The 18,502-nt window shown below is 68.1% G+C and carries 17 protein-coding genes; 11 read left to right on the plus strand and 6 right to left on the minus strand.

Features of this window, described 5'->3' with window-relative positions:
* Positions 1-19: 19 nt before the first annotated feature.
* Both QTI51_RS10090 and QTI51_RS10095 read right to left on the minus strand, forming a co-directional pair.
* Entirely contained in the window at positions 20-1,069 is a 1,050-nt protein-coding gene (locus QTI51_RS10090; RefSeq protein WP_116907493.1) for a class I fructose-bisphosphate aldolase, read from the minus strand.
* A 54-nt stretch (positions 1,070-1,123) separates the two neighbouring features.
* Positions 1,124-2,296 carry an NAD(P)/FAD-dependent oxidoreductase gene (locus tag QTI51_RS10095; protein WP_116907492.1) on the minus strand — a complete coding sequence of 391 codons (1,173 nt, stop codon included), beginning with the start codon at positions 2,294-2,296 and terminating at the stop codon, positions 1,124-1,126.
* 86 nt (positions 2,297-2,382) lie between these two features.
* Here QTI51_RS10095 and QTI51_RS10100 point away from each other — a divergent pair, with 86 nt between their 5' ends.
* A complete protein-coding gene (locus QTI51_RS10100) occupies positions 2,383-3,276 on the plus strand; it encodes a LysR substrate-binding domain-containing protein (protein ID WP_116907491.1) in 894 nt (297 codons plus the stop codon).
* Between the two features lie 30 nt (positions 3,277-3,306).
* Here the strand turns inward: QTI51_RS10100 and QTI51_RS10105 are convergent, their stop codons facing one another.
* Positions 3,307-4,335 carry an aldo/keto reductase gene (locus QTI51_RS10105; protein ID WP_116907490.1) on the minus strand — a complete coding sequence of 343 codons (1,029 nt, stop codon included), beginning with the start codon at positions 4,333-4,335 and terminating at the stop codon, positions 3,307-3,309.
* Positions 4,336-4,470: 135 nt separating this feature from the next.
* Here QTI51_RS10105 and QTI51_RS10110 point away from each other — a divergent pair, with 135 nt between their 5' ends.
* On the plus strand, positions 4,471-4,926 hold the full coding sequence (locus QTI51_RS10110) for a GNAT family N-acetyltransferase (RefSeq protein ID WP_116907489.1): 456 nt from the start codon (positions 4,471-4,473) through the stop codon (positions 4,924-4,926).
* Positions 4,927-4,984: 58 nt separating this feature from the next.
* On the opposite strand, the gene QTI51_RS10115 is transcribed toward QTI51_RS10110, so the two are convergent.
* Complete coding sequence (locus tag QTI51_RS10115) at positions 4,985-5,437, minus strand: helix-turn-helix domain-containing protein (RefSeq protein ID WP_116907488.1); 453 nt, start codon at positions 5,435-5,437, stop codon at positions 4,985-4,987.
* 78 nt (positions 5,438-5,515) lie between these two features.
* Here QTI51_RS10115 and QTI51_RS10120 point away from each other — a divergent pair, with 78 nt between their 5' ends.
* Positions 5,516-6,394, plus strand: a complete 879-nt coding sequence (locus QTI51_RS10120; RefSeq protein ID WP_116907854.1) for a class I SAM-dependent methyltransferase — start codon at positions 5,516-5,518, stop codon at positions 6,392-6,394.
* A gap of 61 nt (positions 6,395-6,455) precedes the next feature.
* Here the strand turns inward: QTI51_RS10120 and QTI51_RS10125 are convergent, their stop codons facing one another.
* Entirely contained in the window at positions 6,456-6,764 is a 309-nt protein-coding gene (locus tag QTI51_RS10125; RefSeq protein ID WP_116907853.1) for a hypothetical protein, read from the minus strand.
* 377 nt (positions 6,765-7,141) lie between these two features.
* Between QTI51_RS10125 and QTI51_RS10130 the strand changes: the two genes are divergently transcribed.
* From QTI51_RS10130 to QTI51_RS10165, 8 genes are all read left to right on the plus strand, one after another.
* Positions 7,142-8,158 carry a MurR/RpiR family transcriptional regulator gene (locus tag QTI51_RS10130; protein WP_116907487.1) on the plus strand — a complete coding sequence of 339 codons (1,017 nt, stop codon included), beginning with the start codon at positions 7,142-7,144 and terminating at the stop codon, positions 8,156-8,158.
* Positions 8,155-9,153, plus strand: coding sequence for an isoaspartyl peptidase/L-asparaginase family protein (locus QTI51_RS10135; protein WP_116907486.1), 999 nt, complete (start codon positions 8,155-8,157; stop codon positions 9,151-9,153). Before QTI51_RS10130 ends, QTI51_RS10135 begins: the two co-directional genes overlap by 4 nt.
* Before the next feature lie 32 nt (positions 9,154-9,185).
* Positions 9,186-11,063, plus strand: coding sequence for a dipeptide ABC transporter ATP-binding protein (locus QTI51_RS10140; RefSeq protein WP_116907485.1), 1,878 nt, complete (start codon positions 9,186-9,188; stop codon positions 11,061-11,063).
* A gap of 96 nt (positions 11,064-11,159) precedes the next feature.
* Positions 11,160-12,713: a glutathione ABC transporter substrate-binding protein GsiB gene (gene gsiB / locus QTI51_RS10145; protein ID WP_116907484.1), complete on the plus strand. Its 1,554-nt coding sequence runs from the start codon at positions 11,160-11,162 to the stop codon at positions 12,711-12,713.
* Positions 12,714-12,805: 92 nt separating this feature from the next.
* Complete coding sequence (gene gsiC / locus QTI51_RS10150) at positions 12,806-13,726, plus strand: glutathione ABC transporter permease GsiC (protein WP_093122534.1); 921 nt, start codon at positions 12,806-12,808, stop codon at positions 13,724-13,726.
* A 10-nt stretch (positions 13,727-13,736) separates the two neighbouring features.
* Positions 13,737-14,663, plus strand: a complete 927-nt coding sequence (gene gsiD / locus QTI51_RS10155; RefSeq protein WP_116907483.1) for a glutathione ABC transporter permease GsiD — start codon at positions 13,737-13,739, stop codon at positions 14,661-14,663.
* Between the two features lie 13 nt (positions 14,664-14,676).
* Positions 14,677-15,825 carry a P1 family peptidase gene (locus QTI51_RS10160; protein ID WP_116907482.1) on the plus strand — a complete coding sequence of 383 codons (1,149 nt, stop codon included), beginning with the start codon at positions 14,677-14,679 and terminating at the stop codon, positions 15,823-15,825.
* 57 nt (positions 15,826-15,882) lie between these two features.
* On the plus strand, positions 15,883-16,707 hold the full coding sequence (locus tag QTI51_RS10165) for a M55 family metallopeptidase (RefSeq protein WP_116907481.1): 825 nt from the start codon (positions 15,883-15,885) through the stop codon (positions 16,705-16,707).
* A gap of 49 nt (positions 16,708-16,756) precedes the next feature.
* On the opposite strand, the gene QTI51_RS10170 is transcribed toward QTI51_RS10165, so the two are convergent.
* Positions 16,757-18,400 carry a methyl-accepting chemotaxis protein gene (locus tag QTI51_RS10170; RefSeq protein ID WP_116907480.1) on the minus strand — a complete coding sequence of 548 codons (1,644 nt, stop codon included), beginning with the start codon at positions 18,398-18,400 and terminating at the stop codon, positions 16,757-16,759.
* Positions 18,401-18,502: the final 102 nt, after the last annotated feature.

The raw sequence follows: 18,502 nt of genomic DNA on the forward strand, positions 1-18,502 counted from the left end.
GGCGGTGCCTCTTGCGGGGTTACTTGTCTTGCTGGTCTTGCTTGTCTTGCTGGTCTTGCTTGTCTTGCTTGTAGTCGCCGCGTCGCGCGGCCTGGTTGGCGCGCGTTCGAAGCACCAGCGCCTGCTGCGCGACGGCCACGTTGGCGGCGTCGCCCTTCCAGGCGTCGAGCGCGGGCTGCTGCACCGCGCGCGAGAACGAAAAGGTCAGCGCCCAGGGCATGCGCGCCTTGAACTTCAGGTTCATTTCATTCAGCCGCGCGGACGCCAGCTGCGCCGATTGCCCGCCCGACAGGAAGGCCACGCCGGGCACGGCCGCGGGCACGGTGCGCAGCAGGCAGTTCACCGTGGCCTCGGCCACCGCCGCGACCGTGTCCTGCACCGCGGCCTTCTGGCCCGGCAGCACCATGTTCGGCTTCAGCAGCATGCCTTCGAGCAGCACGCCCTGCGCGCGCAGCTGGACGAAGGTCTGCTGGAGCACCTCTTCGGTGACCTCGGCGCAGCGCGCGAGCGTGTGGTCGCCGTCCATCAGCACTTCGGGCTCGATGATGGGCACGATGCCGGCCTCCTGGCACAGCGCGGCGTAACGCGCCAGCGCATGCGCGTTGACCTCGATGCAGGCGCGGCTGGGCAGGCCCTTGTCGATGGCGATCACGCCGCGCCACTTGGCAAAGCGCGCGCCCATGCCGGCGTATTCGGCCAGCCGCTCGCGCAGGCCGTCCAGGCCTTCGGTCACGGTCTCGCCGGGGTGGCCGGCCAGCGGCTTGGCGCCCATGTCGACCTTGATGCCCGGGATGATGCCCACCGCCTCCAGCGCCTTGGCGAAGGGCTGGCCCGCGTTCGTCTTCTGGCGGATGGTTTCATCGAAAAGAATGGCGCCGCTGATGCTGTCGCCCAGCCCCGGCGCGGTGACGATCAGCTCGCGCCAGTCGCGCCGCGCCGCCTCGGTCTGCGGAATGCCGAGCACCGCGAAACGCTTGTTGCAGGTGGCGTTGCTCTCGTCCATTGCGAGCAAGCCCTTGTCGCCGGCGACCAGCGCGCGGGCGGTGTCTGTGAGTGTCTGTGCGGTCATGGATGGGTGTGCCTTTGGTTGCGGAAAGATCGTACGCCCTCGCCGTGGCCCCGCCTAGATCACGTTCTTCTCGAGCAGCGGCCGGTTCTCCAGGATGCGCGCGAAGGAAAGCGCCGACAGGTCCAGGCTGCGGTAGCCGCCGAAGCGAACCAGCTCCGCCACGCCGCGCCCCGCCGCCGGGCACTGCTGCAAGCCGTGGCCCGAGAACCCGTTGGCGAAGTACAGGTTGTCGCAGGCCGGGTGCAGCCCCAGGATGGCGTTGTGGTCGAACACGTTCATCTCGTAGTAGCCGGCCCAGGCCCCCGTCATGCGGATGGCCTCGAAGGCCGGCACGCGGGCGGCCAGCGCGGGCCAGATGAAGCGCTCGAACACCTCGTGCTCCACCTCCAGCGGCTGGTCGTCCAGGTCGCGCGTGGCGGGCGGCGCGAAGCCGCAGATGAACTTGCGGCCCTCGGGCCGCAGCCAGATGCCCGAGGTGTCGATCACCAAGGGGCAGCCGGGCAACTTGTCGGGGCACGAAAAGCTGAACACGCTGCGGCGGCGGCCATGCACCGGCAGGTCGATGCCCGCCCACGCCGCCACCTTGGCGGCCCACGCGCCCGCCGCGTTGACGACGATGTCGGCCGGCAGCGTGGCGCCGCTGTCGATCTGCACGCCGGTCACCGCCGCGCCGTTGCGCTGCAGCCCGGTCGCATGCGCCTGCACGTAGCGCGTGCCCTGCGACACCGCCTTCTTGCGAAAGGCCTGCAGCAGGCTGTAGCCGTCGTACCAGCCCTCGCCCGACAGCCCGAGCGAGGCCAGCGCCACGCCCTCGGTGGACATCCACGGAAAGCGCGCCTGCAGTTCGTCGGGCGTCATCAGCGCCACGTCCACGGCATGCGCCTTCTGCATCGCATGGTTCTCGCGCAGCACCTCCACGCCCGCGGGCGAGGCCAGGTACAGGTAGCCGGGCTCGACCAGGCCGATGTCGGGCACGTTGTCGCCCACGCGCAAGGTCTGGCCCAGCGTGCGGAAGAACGAAATGCCGTACAGCGACATCTCGATGTTGATGGCCGTGGAAAACTGCTGCCGAATGGAGCTGGCCGACAGCGCCGACGAGGCCTGCGTGTAAGAAAAATCGCGCTCCACCACGGTGACATCGAAGGCTTTTTCCTTCGGGTCGGCGTTCAGGAAATACGCGATGGCCGAGCCGATGGCCCCGCCGCCGATGATCACTACACGACGCATGAAATTCCTTTCTTGCTGCGCACCCCGGACACGCCCACCTTCCCCACCATGGCTCCGCGCGACCCCACGCCCGCAGAATAGCGCCGATGAGAAAAGACATTCCCAACCTCGGCGCGCTGCAGGCCTTCGAGGCCTCGGCGCGGCTGGGGAGCTTCACCCGCGCTGCCACCGAACTGGCGCTCACGCAAAGCGCCGTCGGCCGCCAGGTGGCGATGCTGGAACAGCGCCTGGGCGTGCCGCTGTTCTCGCGCGTGCGCAAGCGCCTGACGCTCACCGACGTGGGCCGCGAGTATGCCGCGCGCATCCGCCGCCACCTCGACCAGATTCGCCGCGACACGCTGGAAATCAGCGCCGGACACGAGATGGGCTTCGTGCTGGAGCTGGCCGTGGTGCCGACCTTCGCCACGCAATGGCTCATACCGCGGCTGCCCGATTTCAGCCGGCTGCACCCGAACATCACGGTGAACCTGTCGGCGCGCTCGCAGCCTTTTTCCTTTCAGGAAAACGCGTACGACGCGGCCATCTATTTCGGCGACCAGTTCTGGCCGAACACGCGTGGCGGCTTGATCTTTGCCGAAGGCGAGATGGTGCCCATCTGCAGCCCCGCCTTCCGCGACGCGCACGGGCCGTGGGACGAGGCCGGGCTGGCGCGCTGCCGCCACGTGCACCTGAGCACGCGCGCCCACGCCTGGCGCGACTGGTATGCGCAGCAGGAATGGGAATACACGGTGCACGCGTCGCGCGGGCCGCGCTACGAACTTTTCACGATGGTGGTGGCCGCCACGGCGGCCGGCATGGGCGTGGGGCTGGCGCCGCGCATCCTGGTGGCGCACGAACTGCGCACCGGCGAGCTGGTGATTCCGCTGGACCGGCACCTGGACGTGCGCCAGGGCTACTACTTCGCGTACCCCGAAGGCCGGCTGGCCTCGGGGGCGCTGGAGCAGTTCAAGCAGTGGGTGCTGGGGCTGACGCCGGCCTGAGCCTGATACCAGCGCCTGGCCTGAAGCCGGTCAGACCGGGTTCGGGTTGCGCTCCAGGAAGCCCTGCTGGTGCCAGTACGGGTAGGTGCGCGGCGTGGCGCTGGCGGCGTCGAGCTCGGCGACCTGCGCGGGCGTCAGGTTCCAGCCCACGGCGCCCAGGTTCTGCCGGAGCTGCGCCTCGTCGCGCGCGCCGACCACCACGCTGGAGACGGTCGGGCGTTGCAGCAGCCAGTTCAGCGCCACCTGCGGCACGGTCTTGCCGACCTCGGCGCCCACTTTTTCAAGGGCATCGACCACGCGGTACAGCAGCTCGTCCGGCACGGGCGGGCCCATGTCGGCGGTCACGTGCAGGCGGCTGTTGGCGGGCAGCGGCTGGCCGCGGCGGATCTTGCCGGTGAGGCGGCCCCAGCCCAGCGGGCTCCACACCACGGCGCCCACGCCCTGGTCTTGCGCAAGCGGCATCAGCTCCCATTCGTAGTCGCGGCCCACCAGCGAGTAGTACGCCTGGTGCGCCACGTAGCGCGAATAACCGTAGCGCTCCGACACGGCCAGCGACTTCATCAGGTGCCAGCCCGAGAAGTTCGACACGCCGATGTAGCGCAGCTTGCCGGCGCGCACGAGGTCGTCGAGCGTGGACACGGTTTCTTCCACCGGCGTGCCGGCGTCGAAGCCGTGCAGCTGGAACAGGTCGATGTAGTCGGTGCCCAGGCGCTGCAGCGCCTGGTCGACGGCGCGCACCAGGTGGTGGCGCGACGAGCCCACTTCGTTGGCGCCCTTGCCGCTGCGGAAGGTGGCCTTGGTGGAGATGAGAAGCTGGTCGCGCGGGCGGCCCTTGATGGCCTCGCCGAGCACCGATTCGGCCGAGCCGGCCGAGTAGATGTCGGCGCTGTCGAACATGTTGACGCCGGCGTCGAGGCAGATGTCGATGAGCTTGCGCGCCTCGGCCACGTCGGTGCTGCCCCATGCGCTGAAAAACTCGCCCTTGCCACCGAAAGTGCCGGTGCCGAAGCTCAACACGGGGACCTTGAGGCCCGATTTGCCCAGATGACGGTATTCCAAAGTGCTACTCCTTCGTGCGTGCGATGCATGACATCGGCAGGCCGACCGGCCCGCCGTCGACGGCCATTGTTGGGCCAAGCATTGAACCCTGCGACCGGGTGGGCTTTGGGCAGATCGGCTAAGTAACATCGACCGATGCACATCGCCCTTGAAAGCCCGAACCAGCCCGACGTGATCGGGCTCATCGACGACCTCGACGCGTACCAGAAGCCGCTGTACCCGCCCGAGAGCCATCACGGCATCGACATTGCGGCGCTGTCGGCGGCGAATGTGCTGTTCGCCGTTGCGCGCGACGAGGAAGGCACGGCGGTCGGGTGCGGGGCGATCGTGGTGGGGGCCGAGTTCGGCGAGCTCAAGCGCATGTTCGTGCGGCCGGGGAATCGGGGGCGAGGCATTGCTGCCGGGGTGCTGGCTTTTCTTGAAGGCCACGCAGCGGCTAAGGGCTGCACGATGTTCATGCTGGAGACGGGGCCCAGCCAGCCTGAGGCGATTTCTTTCTATGCGCGGTCTGGCTATGAGCGGCGCGGGCCATTCGGGGGTTACGGGCCGGATCCGTTCAGTGTGTTCATGGAGAAGGCGGCGGTTCGGTAGCTTCGCGGGCGGTGCGTTCGGGGTGCGTTCGGGGTGCGAGCGCCGGTTTGCGCTCTGCTCAAATTTCGAGATTCTTTGTTCGCGGAGCTTTTCGCTCCTTCTTTTGTTGACCCGCTTTCGCACCCGCCTCCGCCGCCCTCAGGATGCGCCGGAACTTCGGGCACTCCATGTGGCTGGGGGCGGAACACACGGCGGCGTGGCGCAGGCCGTCCCGCATCACGCTCAGGTTGCGGATCGTGCGGTCGAGCTCGTCGGCCTTGGCCGTGAGCATCAGCCGGTCGATGCGCGGCTGGCCATCGGCGCTGAACATGCGCGCGATTTCGTCGAGCGAGAAACCCGCGGTCCGGCCCAGCGCAATCAACGCCAGCCGCTCCAGCACGCCGGCGTCGAACAGGCGCTTCAGGCCGCGCCGGCCGGTCGAGGCGATCAGGCCCTTCTCGTCGTAAAACCGCAATGTGGAGGCCGGCACGCCAGAGCGCTGCGCCACCTCGCTGATATCCAGATGCATCACCCTCTTGACCTCAAGTCGACTTGAGTTCGCATAGTGCGGTTTCCGCCTGCTGAAGGCAAGACCGAAAAGGACACGAACATGACCCACCCGCCGCCCCGCCCTCCTCTGCCCACCCCGCAACCGGTCGATGGCGAGCAGGCCCGGCTCTGGAACGGGCCCTCCGGGCACACCTGGGTCGACATGCAGCCCACGCTCGACCAGCTCTTTCGCCCCTTCGAAGCCTTGCTGGTGGAGGCGGCCGCGGGCGCGCAACGCGTGCTCGACGTGGGCTGCGGCACGGGCGCGACCACGCTCGCCGTCTCGCGTTCGCAAGAGGCCGGGGGCCGCAGCACGGGCATCGACATTTCGCAACCCATGGTCGCCACCGCCCGAGCGCGCGCCGAGCGTGAAGGCGCGGCGATGGCCAGTTTCGTCTGCGCCGACGTGCAGGCCCACGCGTTCGAGCCGGGCGTGTTCGACATGCTGGTCTCGCGCTTCGGCGTGATGTTCTTCGACGACCCGGTGCGCGCGTTGTCGAACCTGCGCCACGCCGCGGCCGACCGCGCGGCGATGAAGTTCATCGCCTGGCGCAGCGCCGCCGACAACCCGTTCATGACGACCGCCGAACGCGCCGCGGCGCCGTTGCTCGACCTGCCCGCGCGCCAGCCCGGCGTGCCGGGGCAGTTCGCGTTCGCCGACAAGGATCGCGTGCGCGGCATCCTGCGGGACAGCGGCTGGCAAGACATCGACATCGCGCCCATCGACGTGCCCTGCACGCTGCCCGAGAAAGACCTGCTGGGCTACCTGAGCCGGCTCGGCCCGGTCGGGTTGAAGCTGCGCGACGCGGACGAGCGCACGCGCGCGAAGGTCATCGATGTGGTTCGCGCGGCGTTCGAGCCGTTCGTGTTCGGGGATGAGGTGCGGCTTGTTGCCGCGTGCTGGTCGATTGGGGCGCGTGCGGGTGGTGGCGCCGCGTGAGCGCTGCGCCCCACGGTCGCGCACTGCGCGGTGCGTTGGCGGCGCGACCGGAGCCGATGACTTATGGGCTCTGCACCGCAGGCTTTGCGTCAAGCGCAGAGCGCATCGACTGGAGCGTCTTGTCGATCGAATCGATCCGGCGTTCGGCTTCCTCGTTGACCACGCGCAGGAGCGCGCTCAGTTCGGTGCGGGTCGGGCTGATCAGCTCCGTATCCCCGATTTCCAGAGGTTCGATGAGCTTGTCGAGGCATGCGTAAGCACGCAGCAACTGGCGCAGATGGTCGGCGTCGTCGCAAGCTTGTAGCGCGAGCGACGCGGGGGTTGGATCGGGGAAAGAAGATGACGCGCACGATTGAGCAGACCTGACCATGAATGGCTCCATAAGGTGTGCAGAGGTGCGACGAGACGCCAATCTCGTGCGCGCCAACCTTGGCGCGCGGCCGGAAGTCTAGCGCTCGGCCGACACCGATCTGCGGAGGTCAACCGCGGCAATTGAGACTTCCGACACGCAAGCCCGGGTTGTCTGAACGGAGCTGTTTGGCCGCGCTCAGCAACAGCCCATCGACTGTCCCTGCTGCAGTTCATCGAGACGCTGCGAAGCAGCACCGAGCCACCCTAGGGAAATCCCTGACCAGCTGGCCCACTCCTTGCAAACCCGATCAAAAATGACAGAAAATTTTCTTGTTTGACTTATATTTGTAAACTGGTTTTCAAAAAACGCACACTTTCGGGCACTCCGCACCCTTCATGAGCACCACCGTCGACACCCCAGGCACCACCGTGGCCCAGCGCATTGCGCAGGCCTTGCCACGGCTGACGCGTTCGCACCGCCAGGTGGCCGACTACGTGCTGGAGCACCCGCTGCAGGTGGCGACGCTGCCCATCGACGAGCTCGCCGCGGCGGTGGGCGTGTCTGTCGCCACGGCCAACCGGTTTGCGCGCGCGCTCGACTTCGACGGCTACGCCACCTTTCGCGCCGAGCTGGTGCGCGGCTTCGAGCCGCTGGTGGCGCCAGTGGAGCGGCTGCGCGGCAACCTGGAGCGCCCGACGACGGTGGCCGAAGTGTTCGCCACGGCGCTCGACGAAAGCCGCCGCAACATCGAAGCCACGCGCCAGACGCTGGACTACGCGGCCTGCGAGGCCGCGGTGGAACGCATCGGCAAGGCGCGCTCCATCTACATCGGCGGCTTCGGCGCCAGCGCCTGGCTGGCGGGGCTGCTGCAGCACGGGCTGGACGGCTCGTGCAACGACGTGCGCATGCTCTCCAGCGTGAGCGGCGTCACCCACGCGGCGCGCACGCTGATGCACGCGGGCCCGCAGGACCTGTTCATCGGCCTGACCTTTCCGCGCTACCTGACCGACACGGTGGCGCTCGCGCAGATTGCGCGCGGCCAGGGCTGCGCGGTGCTGGCGCTGACCGACCGCCCGAGTTCGCCCATCGCGCCGCTGGCCGACGTGGCGCTGTACTGCCAGACCGAAACCAGCTACCGCCCGAACTGCGAGACCAGCGTGCTCGCGCTGATCGAGGCGCTCACCAGCGCCGTCTCGCTGCGCGCGCCGGGCGCGGTGCAGTCCGCCGGCCGCATCCTGCAGGCGGTGCGCCCGTGGCTGCACGGCGCCAACGGGCTGCCGCGCATCAACGGGCTGGACACCAGCGCGCGGCGCCACGAGACGCCCGATGCGCTCGACCCCGCCGACACAGACACGACCGATGCGCACGGCCTGAACAGCGCGCGCAACCGCAAGAAGAAAGCCTCCCGATGACCTCATCCCAAGCGACCCAGGCGCGCCACGTGCCCGTGATCGCCATCCACGGCGGCGCCGGCACCATCAGCGCCGCCACGACCAGCGCCGAGCAGGCGCAGGCCTACCACGACGCGCTGAACCGCATCGTGGCCGCCGCGCAAGCCGTGCTCCTGAAGGGCGCCAGCGCGCTCGACGCCACCTGCCTCGCGGTGGAACTGCTCGAGGAGTGCCCGCTCTTCAACGCCGGCCACGGCGCGGTGTTCACGCACGACGAAACCCATGAACTCGACGCCGCGGTGATGGACGGCGCCACGCTCGCCGCCGGCGCCATTGCCGGCGTGTGCCACATCCGCCGGCCGGTGCGCGCGGCCCGCGCGGTGCTCGAAGACGGCGCCCATGTGCTGCTGGCGGGCGCGGGCGCGGAAGCCTTTGCGCGCGAGCGCGGGCTGGAGATGGTCGAGCCGTCGTTCTTTTCCACCGACGCGCGCCGCCAGCAGCTCTTTCGGGTGCGCGACACGGGCCGCGTGGTGACCGACCACGAAGGCGCGTCGATGGCGGCTGCCTCGGCCACGCCGGTCGCTCCACTGGACGAAGACAAGAAGTTCGGCACCGTCGGCGCGGTCGCGCTCGACATGCACGGCCACCTGGCCGCGGCCACCTCCACCGGTGGCATGACCAACAAGCGCGTCGGCCGCATCGGCGATTCGCCGCTGATCGGCGCGGGCACCTACGCCGACGACCGCACGGCCGCGGTGTCGTGCACGGGCAGCGGCGAAATGTTCATCCGCGTGGCGGCGGCCTACGACATCTGCGCCCGCATGGCCTACGGCGGCGCCACGCTCGAAGCGGCCACGCACGCGGTGGTGCAGCAGTCGCTGCCCGCCATCGGCGGCACCGGCGGGCTGATTGCCATCGACCGGCACGGCAACCTGAGCCTGGCCTTCAACACCGAAGGCATGTACCGCGGCCACGCGCGCGGCACCGACGCGCCGCACACGGCCATCTTCGCCTGACGCCGCGCGTTCCCCTTTTTTCTCGCATTCCCATGTCCACCCCCTCCCATGCCCTGCCGGACGGCCGCGTTCTCGCCGTCGACGACCTCACCGTTCGCTTCTCGACTTCCGAGCGCACCGTGGATGCCGTGAAGAAACTGTCTTTCCACATCGACCATGGCGAAACGCTCGCGGTGGTGGGCGAATCGGGTTCGGGCAAGTCGGTCACTTCGCTGGCGCTGATGCGCTTGGTGGAGCACGGCGGCGGCCGCATCCTCGACGGGCGCATGGCGTTTCGCCGCCGTAACGGCGAGGTGCTCGACCTGGCGCAGGCGCGCGACCAGACGATGCGCGGCATTCGCGGCGCGGACATCGCCATGATCTTCCAGGAGCCGATGACCTCGCTGAACCCCGTGTTCACGGCCGGCGACCAGATCGCCGAGGCCATCAGCATCCACCAGGGCAAGAGCAACGCGGCCGCGCGCGCCGAGGCGCTGCGCATGCTGGAGCTGGTGCGCATTCCTGAAGCGCGCAACGTGCTCGACCGCTTTCCGCACCAGCTCTCGGGCGGCATGCGACAGCGCGTGATGATCGCCATGGCGCTGTCTTGCAAGCCGCAGCTGCTGATTGCCGACGAGCCCACCACGGCGCTGGACGTGACCATCCAGGCGCAAATTCTCCAGCTCATTCGCGAGCTGCAGAAAGAGATGCGCATGGGCGTGCTCTTCATCACGCACGACATGGGCGTGGTGGCCGAGATTGCCGACCGCGTGCTGGTGATGTACCGCGGCGACAAGGTCGAGGCGGGCACGTCGGACGCGGTGTTCGCCGCACCGCAGCACCCCTACACCCGCGCGCTGCTGTCCGCGGTGCCCAAGCTGGGCGCCATGCAGGGCACCGACCTGCCGGCCAAGTTCGAGCTGCTGCGCACCGAAGACGCGGCCAGCGCCGCGCCGGTGGAAGCGGCCACGCCGCAGAGCACGGTGCGCGAAGACGCGGGCCCGATCCTGCGCGTGCGCGACCTGGTCACGCGCTTCGACGTGCGCAGCGGCCTCTTCGGGCGCGTGAAGCGCCGCGTGCATGCGGTGGAAAAGATCAGCTTCGACCTGTACCCCGGCGAAACGCTGGCGCTGGTGGGCGAGTCGGGCTGCGGCAAGTCGACCACCGGCCGCTCGCTGTTGCGCCTGGTCGAGAGCCAGAGCGGCGCCATCGAGTTCGGCGGCCAGAACATTCGCGAGCTGCCCACGCGCGAGCTGCAGGCGCTGCGCCGCAACATCCAGTTCATTTTCCAGGACCCGTTCGCCTCGCTCGATCCGCGCGTGACGGTGGGCTTCTCGATCATGGAGCCGCTGCTCATCCACAACATCGCCAAGGGTGCCGAGGCGCAGCAGCGCGTCGACTGGCTGCTGCAGAAGGTCGGCCTGCCGCCCGAGGTGGCGCAGCGCTATCCGCACGAGTTCTCGGGCGGCCAGCGCCAGCGCATCGCCATCGCGCGCGCCCTGGCGCTGAACCCCAAGGTGGTGGTGGCCGACGAATCGGTCTCGGCGCTGGACGTGTCCATCCAGGCGCAGATCGTCAACCTGATGCTCGACCTGCAACGCGAGCTGGGCGTGGCCTTTTTGTTCATCTCGCACGACATGGCGGTGGTGGAGCGCATCAGCCACCGCGTGGCCGTGATGTACCTGGGCCAGATCGTGGAAATCGGCCCGCGCCGCGCGGTGTTCGAAGACCCGCAGCACGCCTACACGCGCAAGCTGATGGCCGCGGTGCCGGTGGCCGACCCGTCGCGCCGCCACAAGCCGCGCGCGCTGCTCGAGGGCGAGATCCCCAGCCCCATTCGCGCCGTGGGCGACGAGCCCGTGGTGCCGCCGCTGGTGCAGGTGGCGCCCGGCCACTTCGTGGCACGCCACGCCATCGGCGGGGCATTTTGAAGTTCGACGCCATCGGCGGCGCGTTCTGAGTTCGATCCGATTTTTTCAACCGGCAGGCCCCCCTGCTTTTTTCCACGAACCGACTGGAGTTCTTCCATGAAGCAATCTTCTTCCTCCCTGCGATGGGCATCCGCACTGCTGGGCCTGGCCGCGATGGCCGCATCGGGCACGGCGCTGGCCGCCAAAGACGTGGTGCTGTCCATCGGCTACCAGCCGGAAACGCTGGACCCGTACAACACCAACACCACCATCACCACGGCCGTGACCAAGACCTTCTATGAAGGCCTGTTCCAGTTCGACAAGGACCTGAAGGTGCAACCCGTGCTCGCCGAGAGCTACGAAGTGTCGAAGGACGGCCTGGTCTACACCCTGAAGCTGCGCAGCGGCGTGAAGTTCCACGACGGCACCGACTTCAACGCCGAAGCGGTCAAGTTCGTGCTCGAGCGCGTGCTCAACCAGGACAACAAGCTGCTGCGCTACAACCAGTTCAACCGCGTGAGCAAGGTCGAGGCGGTGAACGCCACCACCGTGCGCATCACGCTGAAGGAGCCCTTCGGCCCCTTCATCAACTCGCTGGCGCACGCCTCGGCCGCCATGATCTCGCCCACCGCGCTGAAGAAGTGGGGCAACAAGGACATCGCCTTCCACCCCGTGGGCACGGGCCCGTTCGAATTCGTCGAGTGGAAGCAGACCGACGCGGTCAAGGCCAAGAAGTTCGACGGCTACTGGAAGAAGGGCTTCCCCAAGGTCGACACGGTGTCGTGGAAGCCGGTGCTCGAGAACAACACGCGCGCGGCCATGCTGCAGACCGGCGAAGCCGACTTCGCGTTCCCCATTCCCTACGAGCAGGCCGACCTGCTGAAGAAGAGCGACAAGCTCGAAGTGGTGGCCACGCCTTCGATCATCACGCGCTTCCTGGCATTCAACATGCTGCAGAAGCCCTATGACAACCCGAAGGTGCGCGAAGCCATCGGCTACGCCATCAACAAGGAAGCGCTGGCCAAGGTCGCCTTCGGCGGCTACGCCTTCCCCGCGCAGGGCGTGCTGCCCCAGGGCGTGAAGTACGCCGAGAAGATGGCCCCCATTCCCTACGACGTGAAGAAGGCCAAGGAACTGCTGACGGAAGCCGGCTACCCGAACGGCTTCGAGTCGGTGCTGTGGAGCGCCTACAACAACACGACCAGCCAGAAGACCATCCAGTTCGTGCAGCAGCAGCTCGCGCAAGTGGGCATCAAGCTGCAGGTGCAGGCGCTCGAAGTGGGCCAGCGCACCGAGCAGGTCGATGCATGGCCGGACGCCAAGACGGCCAAGGTGCGCATGTACTACACGGGCTGGTCGTCGTCCACCGGTGAAGCCGACTGGGGCCTGCGCCCGCTGTTCGCCTCGGAAGCCTGGGCGCCCAAGCTGAACAACATGTCGTTCTACAAGAGCGAGGTGGTCGACAACGCACTGGCCAAGGCGCTGGTGACGGTGGACGAAGCCGAGAAGACCGCCCTGTACAAGACCGCGCAGGAACAGATCCGCAAGGACCTGCCGCGCGTGCCGATGGTCACGGAGCAGAACCTGTCGGCGAACTCCAAGCGCCTGTCGGGCGTGTTCGTGATGCCCGACGGCAACATCAACATCGACGCCATCGCGGTGTCGAACTGATAGCACGTTCGCGCGTTTTCTCGTTTCCTGACTGACTGTCGCGACCGGGCGCGGGCAATGCCGCCCGCGCCCGCTCCCGACAACCGTACCCCATGCTGAATTACTTCCTCAAACGACTGTTGGGCCTGATCCCCACGCTGCTCATCGTGGCAGTGCTGGTGTTCCTGTTCGTCCACATGCTTCCCGGCGACCCGGCGCGCCTTGCCGCCGGCCAGGACGCCGACGAGCAGACCGTGGCCATGGTGCGCCAGGAGCTCGGGCTCGACAAGCCGCTGCCTCAGCAGTTCGTGAGCTTCTTCACCCACATGGTGCAGGGCGACTTCGGCACCTCCATTCGCACGCGCCGCCCGGTGTCGGTGGAGATCGGCGAGCGCTTCTTCCCCACAGTGATGCTCACCATCACCAGCATGGTGTGGGCGGTGATTTTCGGGATGGGCATCGGCATTGTTTCGGCGGTGTACCGCAACAAATGGCCCGACCGGCTGGGCATGACGCTCGCGGTCTCGGGCATTTCATTTCCCGCATTTGCACTCGGCATGCTGCTGATGCAGATCTTCTCGGTGCAGCTCGGCTGGCTGCCCACGGTGGGCGCCAGCACGTGGAAGCACTACATCCTGCCCTCGATCACACTGGGCGCGGCCGTGGCGGCCGTGATGGCGCGCTTCACGCGCGCGTCTTTCGTCGAGGTGATCCAGGAAGACTTCGTGCGCACCGCGCGCGCCAAGGGCGTGCACGAATCGCGCGTGGTGTTCAAGCACACGCTGCGCAACGCGCTCATTCCGGTGGTCACGATGATGGGGCTGCAGTTCGGCTTCCTGCTGGGCGGCTCCATTCTTGTGGAGGCGGTGTTCAACTGGCCCGGCCTGGGCCGCCTGCTGGTGGACGCGGTGCAGATGCGCGACTACCCCGTCATCCAGACGCTGGTGCTGCTGTTCTCGCTCGAGTTCATCCTGATCAACCTGGTGGTCGATGTGCTGTACGGCTACATCAACCCCACCATTCGCTACAAGTGAGCACGCCGACATGACGCAAGCTTCCGGCGCGCCTGCCGACATCATTCTTCCGACCTCCCCGGTCGCCACGCTCCAGTCCGCCGGCAAGGTCCGCACGCCCTGGGGCGAGTGCTGGCGCCGCTTCAAGAAGCAGCCCGTGGGCATCGTGGCGGCGCTGTTCGTGCTGCTGCTGGTGTTCATCGCGGTGTTCTCGCCGTGGATCGTGCCCTTCGACCCGGAGAACTTCTTCGACTACGACATGCTCAACAGCGGCCCCTCGGCCACGCACTGGATGGGCGTGGACCCGCTGGGCCGCGACATCTTCAGCCGCATCCTGGCGGGCGCGCGCATCTCGCTGATGGCGGGCTTCCTGTCGGTGCTGGTGGGCGGCTTCATCGGAACGGCCTTCGGGCTGCTGGCAGGCTACTACGAAGGCTGGTGGGACCGCATCGTGATGCGCGTGTCGGACGTGCTGTTCGCCTTTCCCGGCATTTTGCTGGCGCTGGGCGTGGTCGCCATCCTGGGCAGCAGCATGACCAACGTGGTGGTGGCGGTGTCGGTGTTCAGCGTGCCGGCCTTCGCGCGCCTGGTGCGCGGCAACACGCTGGTGCTCAAGCAGCAGACCTACATCGAGGCCGAGCGCAGCATCGGCGCGTCGGACTGGACCATCATCGTGCGGCACATCCTGCCGGGCACCATCTCGTCGATCGTGGTGTATTTCTCGATGCGCGTGGGCACCTCGATCATCACGGCGGCCAGCCTGTCGTTCCTGGGCATGGGGGCGCAGGCGCCCACGCCCGAGTGGGGCGCGATGCTGAGCGAGGCGCGGGCCGACATGGTCACCTCGCCGCACGTGGCGCTGTTCCCCAGCCTGGCCATCTTCTTCACCGTGCTCGCCTTCAACCTGCTGGGCGACGCACTGCGCGACGCGCTCGATCCGAAAATCGACCGCCAGTAATCTTCCTTTCCCCATGTCTTCCAGCAAGCAGCAAGCCACCCTTCCCTTCATCGGCAACCTGCTCCAGGGCGAACGCAACGCCATCACCGACGTGGCCGGCGTCACCGTCGGCCACCGCACGCTGAGCGACGGTGGCGTGCAGACCGGCGTGACGGTGATCCGCCCGCACGCGGGCGACCCGTTTCGCGACAAGGTGCCGGCCGCGGCCGTGGTGCTCAACGGCTTCGGCAAGAGCGTGGGCCTGGTGCAGCTCGAGGAGCTGGGCGTGCTGGAAACGCCCATTGCACTGACCAACACCTTCTCGGTGGGCACGGTGGCCACGGCGCAGATCCGCGATTGCGTGGCGCGCAACCCCGAGACCGGCCGCGCGCTGCCCACGGTGAACCCGCTGGTGTTCGAGTGCAACGACGGCTACCTCAACGACATCCAGCGGCTGGCCGTGACGGAAGCCGACTACCTGCAGGCGCTGCAGGCGGCCGGCGCCGATTTTGCGCAGGGCTCGGTCGGCGCGGGGCGCGGCATGTCGAGCTTCCAGCTGAAGGGCGGCATCGGCAGCGCTTCGCGGCGGGTGTCGTCGCGGCAGGTGTCGTCGCATGGCGGGCCTGCACCTTCGGGTGCGCCCTCCGGTGCACCCTCCAGCGCGTCTTGCGGCGGCTGCCACACGGTCGGCACGCTGGTGTTGGCTAACTACGGGCGCCAGCCGCAGCTGCTGCTGGCCGGCCACGCGGTGGGCGACCGGCTCGCAGCGCTGCAGGCCGCGCGCAAGCTGCCGCCGGAGAAGGAAGCAGACCCCACCGAAAAGGGCTCGATCATCATCGTGGTGGCCACCGACGCCCCGCTGGACGCGCGCCAGCTGCGCCGCCTGGCGCTGCGCGCGGGCGCCGGCCTGGCCCGCACGGGCTCGGTCTTCGGCCACGGCAGCGGCGACATCGTGCTGGCTTTTTCCACCGCCTACACCGTGCCCGACCAGGTCGAGCGGCCGATGCCCGCCGTGGCCATGCTGCACGACGGGCTGCTCGACGGCCTGTTCCAGGCCGCGGCCGACAGCACCGAGCAGGCGATTCTTCATGCGCTGTGGCGCGCCACGCCCGTGACCGGGCGCGACGGCAACCACCGCGCCGCGCTGGCCGAACTGCTGCCGGCGTCTTCACTCTCTTGCTGACCCCTTTCCGTCCTCCTTCCGACCTCTTTACCGACCTCTCCCCGACGAGCAACGCCCATGAAAGTCCTGATCTCCACCGACATCGAAGGCGTCGCCGGCGTCTACCACCCCGAGCAGACGCGCCCCGGCAACCCCGAGTTCGAGCGCGCGCGCCTGCTGATGGCGCAGGAAGCCAACGCCGCCATCGCCGGTGCCTTCGACGCGGGCGCCGTCGAGGTGCTGGTGAACGACTCGCACGGTGGTTTTCGCAACATGCCGCCGGACGTGCTCGACGCGCGTGCCCGCGTGGTGCAGGGCAAGCCGCGCTACCTGAGCATGGTGGCGGGCGTGGAAGAAGGCGTGGACGCGGTCTGCATGGTGGGCTACCACTCGCGCGCGCAGGGCCGCGGCATCCTGGCGCACACCATCAACAGCTTTGCCTTCGCCAGCATTTCGCTGAACGGGCAGGAGCTGGGCGAAGCCGGGCTCTACGGCGCGCTGGCCGGTGAATACGGAGTGCCCGTGGTGATGGGCAGCGGCGACGACGTGTTCATCGCCGAGAACCGCCCGCTGTTTCCGCATGCGACCTTCGTGGAAACCAAGAAGGCCACGGGCTTCGGCAGCGGCGTGTCGCTGTCGCCCGAGCAATCGCGCCGCGCCATCCGCGCCGGGGTGCAGGAGGCGCTGGCCGGCCATGCGAACGCCAAGGTCAAGCCGCTGGTCTTCGCGGGCCCGCAGGCCGTGAGCTTGCGCTGCCAGTCGCCCTCGCTGGCCGACCTGTTCTGCCAGTGGCCGAGCTTCGAGCGCGTCGACGGCATCACGCTGCGCTTTACCGCCCAGACGGTGGAGGCGGCGGTGCGCATGCTGAACTGCTGCTCGGCGATGTCGTCGATGCTGCGCTGAGGCAGCACCGGGACACGGTCGCCGGTTCGCTCCTTGTTGCCTTGCTGCCTTACTGGAAGGCGAGGTCGCGCACACCGGTGCTGCGCGGTGCGCCGGATGCATACATGCCCGACGACGCGTGGCCCAGCGCCGGGGCGCCCTGCCCCTGCTCCAGCTTGAACTGCCCCACGATCTGCGACAGGCTGCCGGCCTGCTCCTGAAGCGACTGCGCGGCGGCCGAGGCTTCTTCCACCAGCGCGGCGTTCTGCTGGGTGGCCTGGTCCATCTGAGTGATGGCCTGGTTGATCTGCTCGATGCCCGAGGTCTGCTCCTGGCTGGCGGCGCTGATCTCGCCCATGATGTCCGTCACGCGCTTCACGCTGCCCACGATTTCTTCCATGGTGCGGCCGGCGTCCGCCACCTGGCGGCTGCCCTCCTCGACCTTCTCGACCGAGTCGCCGATGAGCGTCTTGATTTCCTTGGCCGCCGCGGCCGAGCGCTGGGCCAGGCTGCGCACTTCGGAGGCCACCACGGCAAAGCCGCGTCCCTGGTCGCCCGCGCGGGCGGCTTCCACGGCCGCGTTCAGCGCCAGGATGTTGGTCTGGAAGGCAATGCCGTCGATGACGCTGATGATGTCCACGATCTTCTTGGACGACGCATTGATGGAGCCCATGGTTTCCACCACCTGGAACACCACGCTGCCGCCGCGCACGGCCACTTCCGAGGCCGAGGTGGCCAGCTGGTTGGCCTGGCGGGCGTTGTCGGCGTTCTGCTTCACGGTGGAGGTCAGCTCCTCGATGGAGGCGGCCGTTTCTTCCAGCGAGCTGGCCTGCTCCTCGGTGCGCGAGGACAGGTCCTGGTTGCCGGTGGCGATCTGTGTGCTGGCGGTCGACACGTTCATCACCACCCCATGCACCTGCGAGAGCGAGCCCTGCAGGGCGTTGCGCATCAGGTCGAGCGCGCGCAGCAGGTGGCCGGTCTCGTCGTTGGCGTAGCTGGTTTGCGGCGCGCCGGTGAGGTCCATGTCGGCAATCGACTGGGCGATGGTCTCGGCGCTGCGCAGCGGGCGCACGATGCTGCGCGCCAGCAGCAGGGCCAGCAGCGCGCCGGCCACCAGGCTCACGGCGGAGCACACCACCAGCAGCGTGCTGGTCTGGGCGCGCAGGTCGTTGGCGCGCGCGGCGGCGGCGTCGAGCTGCTCGCGCTGCATGTCCACCACCTGCTGCACGCCGGCGATGTAGTTCACCGAGGTGGGCTGGAACTGGTCGTCGAAGGCGCGGTTGGCGCCGGCCAGGTCGCCCGTGAGCTTGAGCTTGCTCACCTCTTCACGCGAAGCCAGGTAGGCCTTGCGCAGCGTGCCCACCTTTTCGAGCAGCGCCTTCTCCTCGGGCTTGACCAGCTTGCCCTCGATGAATTTCTGCAGCTCGTTGGTGTCCTTGATGGACTTGGCCGTGGCTGGCGCGAAGTAGTCGATCAGGCTGGAATCGCTGCTCTTGGCGATGGCCGCGGCGCGCTGCACGCCCGAGGTGGTGTGGCGCAGCCAGTCGGAGCCGGCGCGCTCGGTCTTCACGTTGTCCTGGATCATCGTGTCGATCTCCTGGCTCAACTGCTGCAGCTTGAAGACCGCTGCCACGCTGGTGGCGAGGAAAAGCGCCAGGATGGCGCCCAGCACGATGGCAAGGCGCTTGCCAATCGAGACGTTGCTCAAGAACATGTTCGGACTCCGGGGCTCAAGGGGGAATGGATTGCTTGCAAGGAAAGGCTGCCGCGCAGGCGACGGCACCGTCGAATCTGAAAAAGCAGCCGGCATGGCCGC

The sequence above is a fragment of the Variovorax sp. J22G73 genome, assembly GCF_030317035.1.
Classification (GTDB): Bacteria; Pseudomonadota; Gammaproteobacteria; order Burkholderiales; family Burkholderiaceae_C; genus Variovorax.

What these genes read in the sequence shown, in the direction of transcription:
- QTI51_RS10090 (WP_116907493.1), bottom strand. Translation starts at nt 1,069, where the DNA reads ATGACCGCACAGACACTCACAGACACCGCCCGCGCGCTGGTCGCCGGC.
- QTI51_RS10095 (WP_116907492.1), bottom strand. Translation starts at nt 2,296, where the DNA reads ATGCGTCGTGTAGTGATCATCGGCGGCGGGGCCATCGGCTCGGCCATC.
- QTI51_RS10100 (WP_116907491.1), top strand. Translation starts at nt 2,383, where the DNA reads ATGAGAAAAGACATTCCCAACCTCGGCGCGCTGCAGGCCTTCGAGGCC.
- QTI51_RS10110 (WP_116907489.1), top strand. Translation starts at nt 4,471, where the DNA reads ATGCACATCGCCCTTGAAAGCCCGAACCAGCCCGACGTGATCGGGCTC.
- QTI51_RS10120 (WP_116907854.1), top strand. Translation starts at nt 5,516, where the DNA reads ATGACCCACCCGCCGCCCCGCCCTCCTCTGCCCACCCCGCAACCGGTC.
- QTI51_RS10125 (WP_116907853.1), bottom strand. Translation starts at nt 6,764, where the DNA reads ATGGTCAGGTCTGCTCAATCGTGCGCGTCATCTTCTTTCCCCGATCCA.
- QTI51_RS10130 (WP_116907487.1), top strand. Translation starts at nt 7,142, where the DNA reads ATGAGCACCACCGTCGACACCCCAGGCACCACCGTGGCCCAGCGCATT.
- QTI51_RS10135 (WP_116907486.1), top strand. Translation starts at nt 8,155, where the DNA reads ATGACCTCATCCCAAGCGACCCAGGCGCGCCACGTGCCCGTGATCGCC.
- QTI51_RS10140 (WP_116907485.1), top strand. Translation starts at nt 9,186, where the DNA reads ATGTCCACCCCCTCCCATGCCCTGCCGGACGGCCGCGTTCTCGCCGTC.
- gsiB (WP_116907484.1), top strand. Translation starts at nt 11,160, where the DNA reads ATGAAGCAATCTTCTTCCTCCCTGCGATGGGCATCCGCACTGCTGGGC.
- gsiC (WP_093122534.1), top strand. Translation starts at nt 12,806, where the DNA reads ATGCTGAATTACTTCCTCAAACGACTGTTGGGCCTGATCCCCACGCTG.
- gsiD (WP_116907483.1), top strand. Translation starts at nt 13,737, where the DNA reads ATGACGCAAGCTTCCGGCGCGCCTGCCGACATCATTCTTCCGACCTCC.
- QTI51_RS10160 (WP_116907482.1), top strand. Translation starts at nt 14,677, where the DNA reads ATGTCTTCCAGCAAGCAGCAAGCCACCCTTCCCTTCATCGGCAACCTG.
- QTI51_RS10165 (WP_116907481.1), top strand. Translation starts at nt 15,883, where the DNA reads ATGAAAGTCCTGATCTCCACCGACATCGAAGGCGTCGCCGGCGTCTAC.
- QTI51_RS10170 (WP_116907480.1), bottom strand. Translation starts at nt 18,400, where the DNA reads ATGTTCTTGAGCAACGTCTCGATTGGCAAGCGCCTTGCCATCGTGCTG.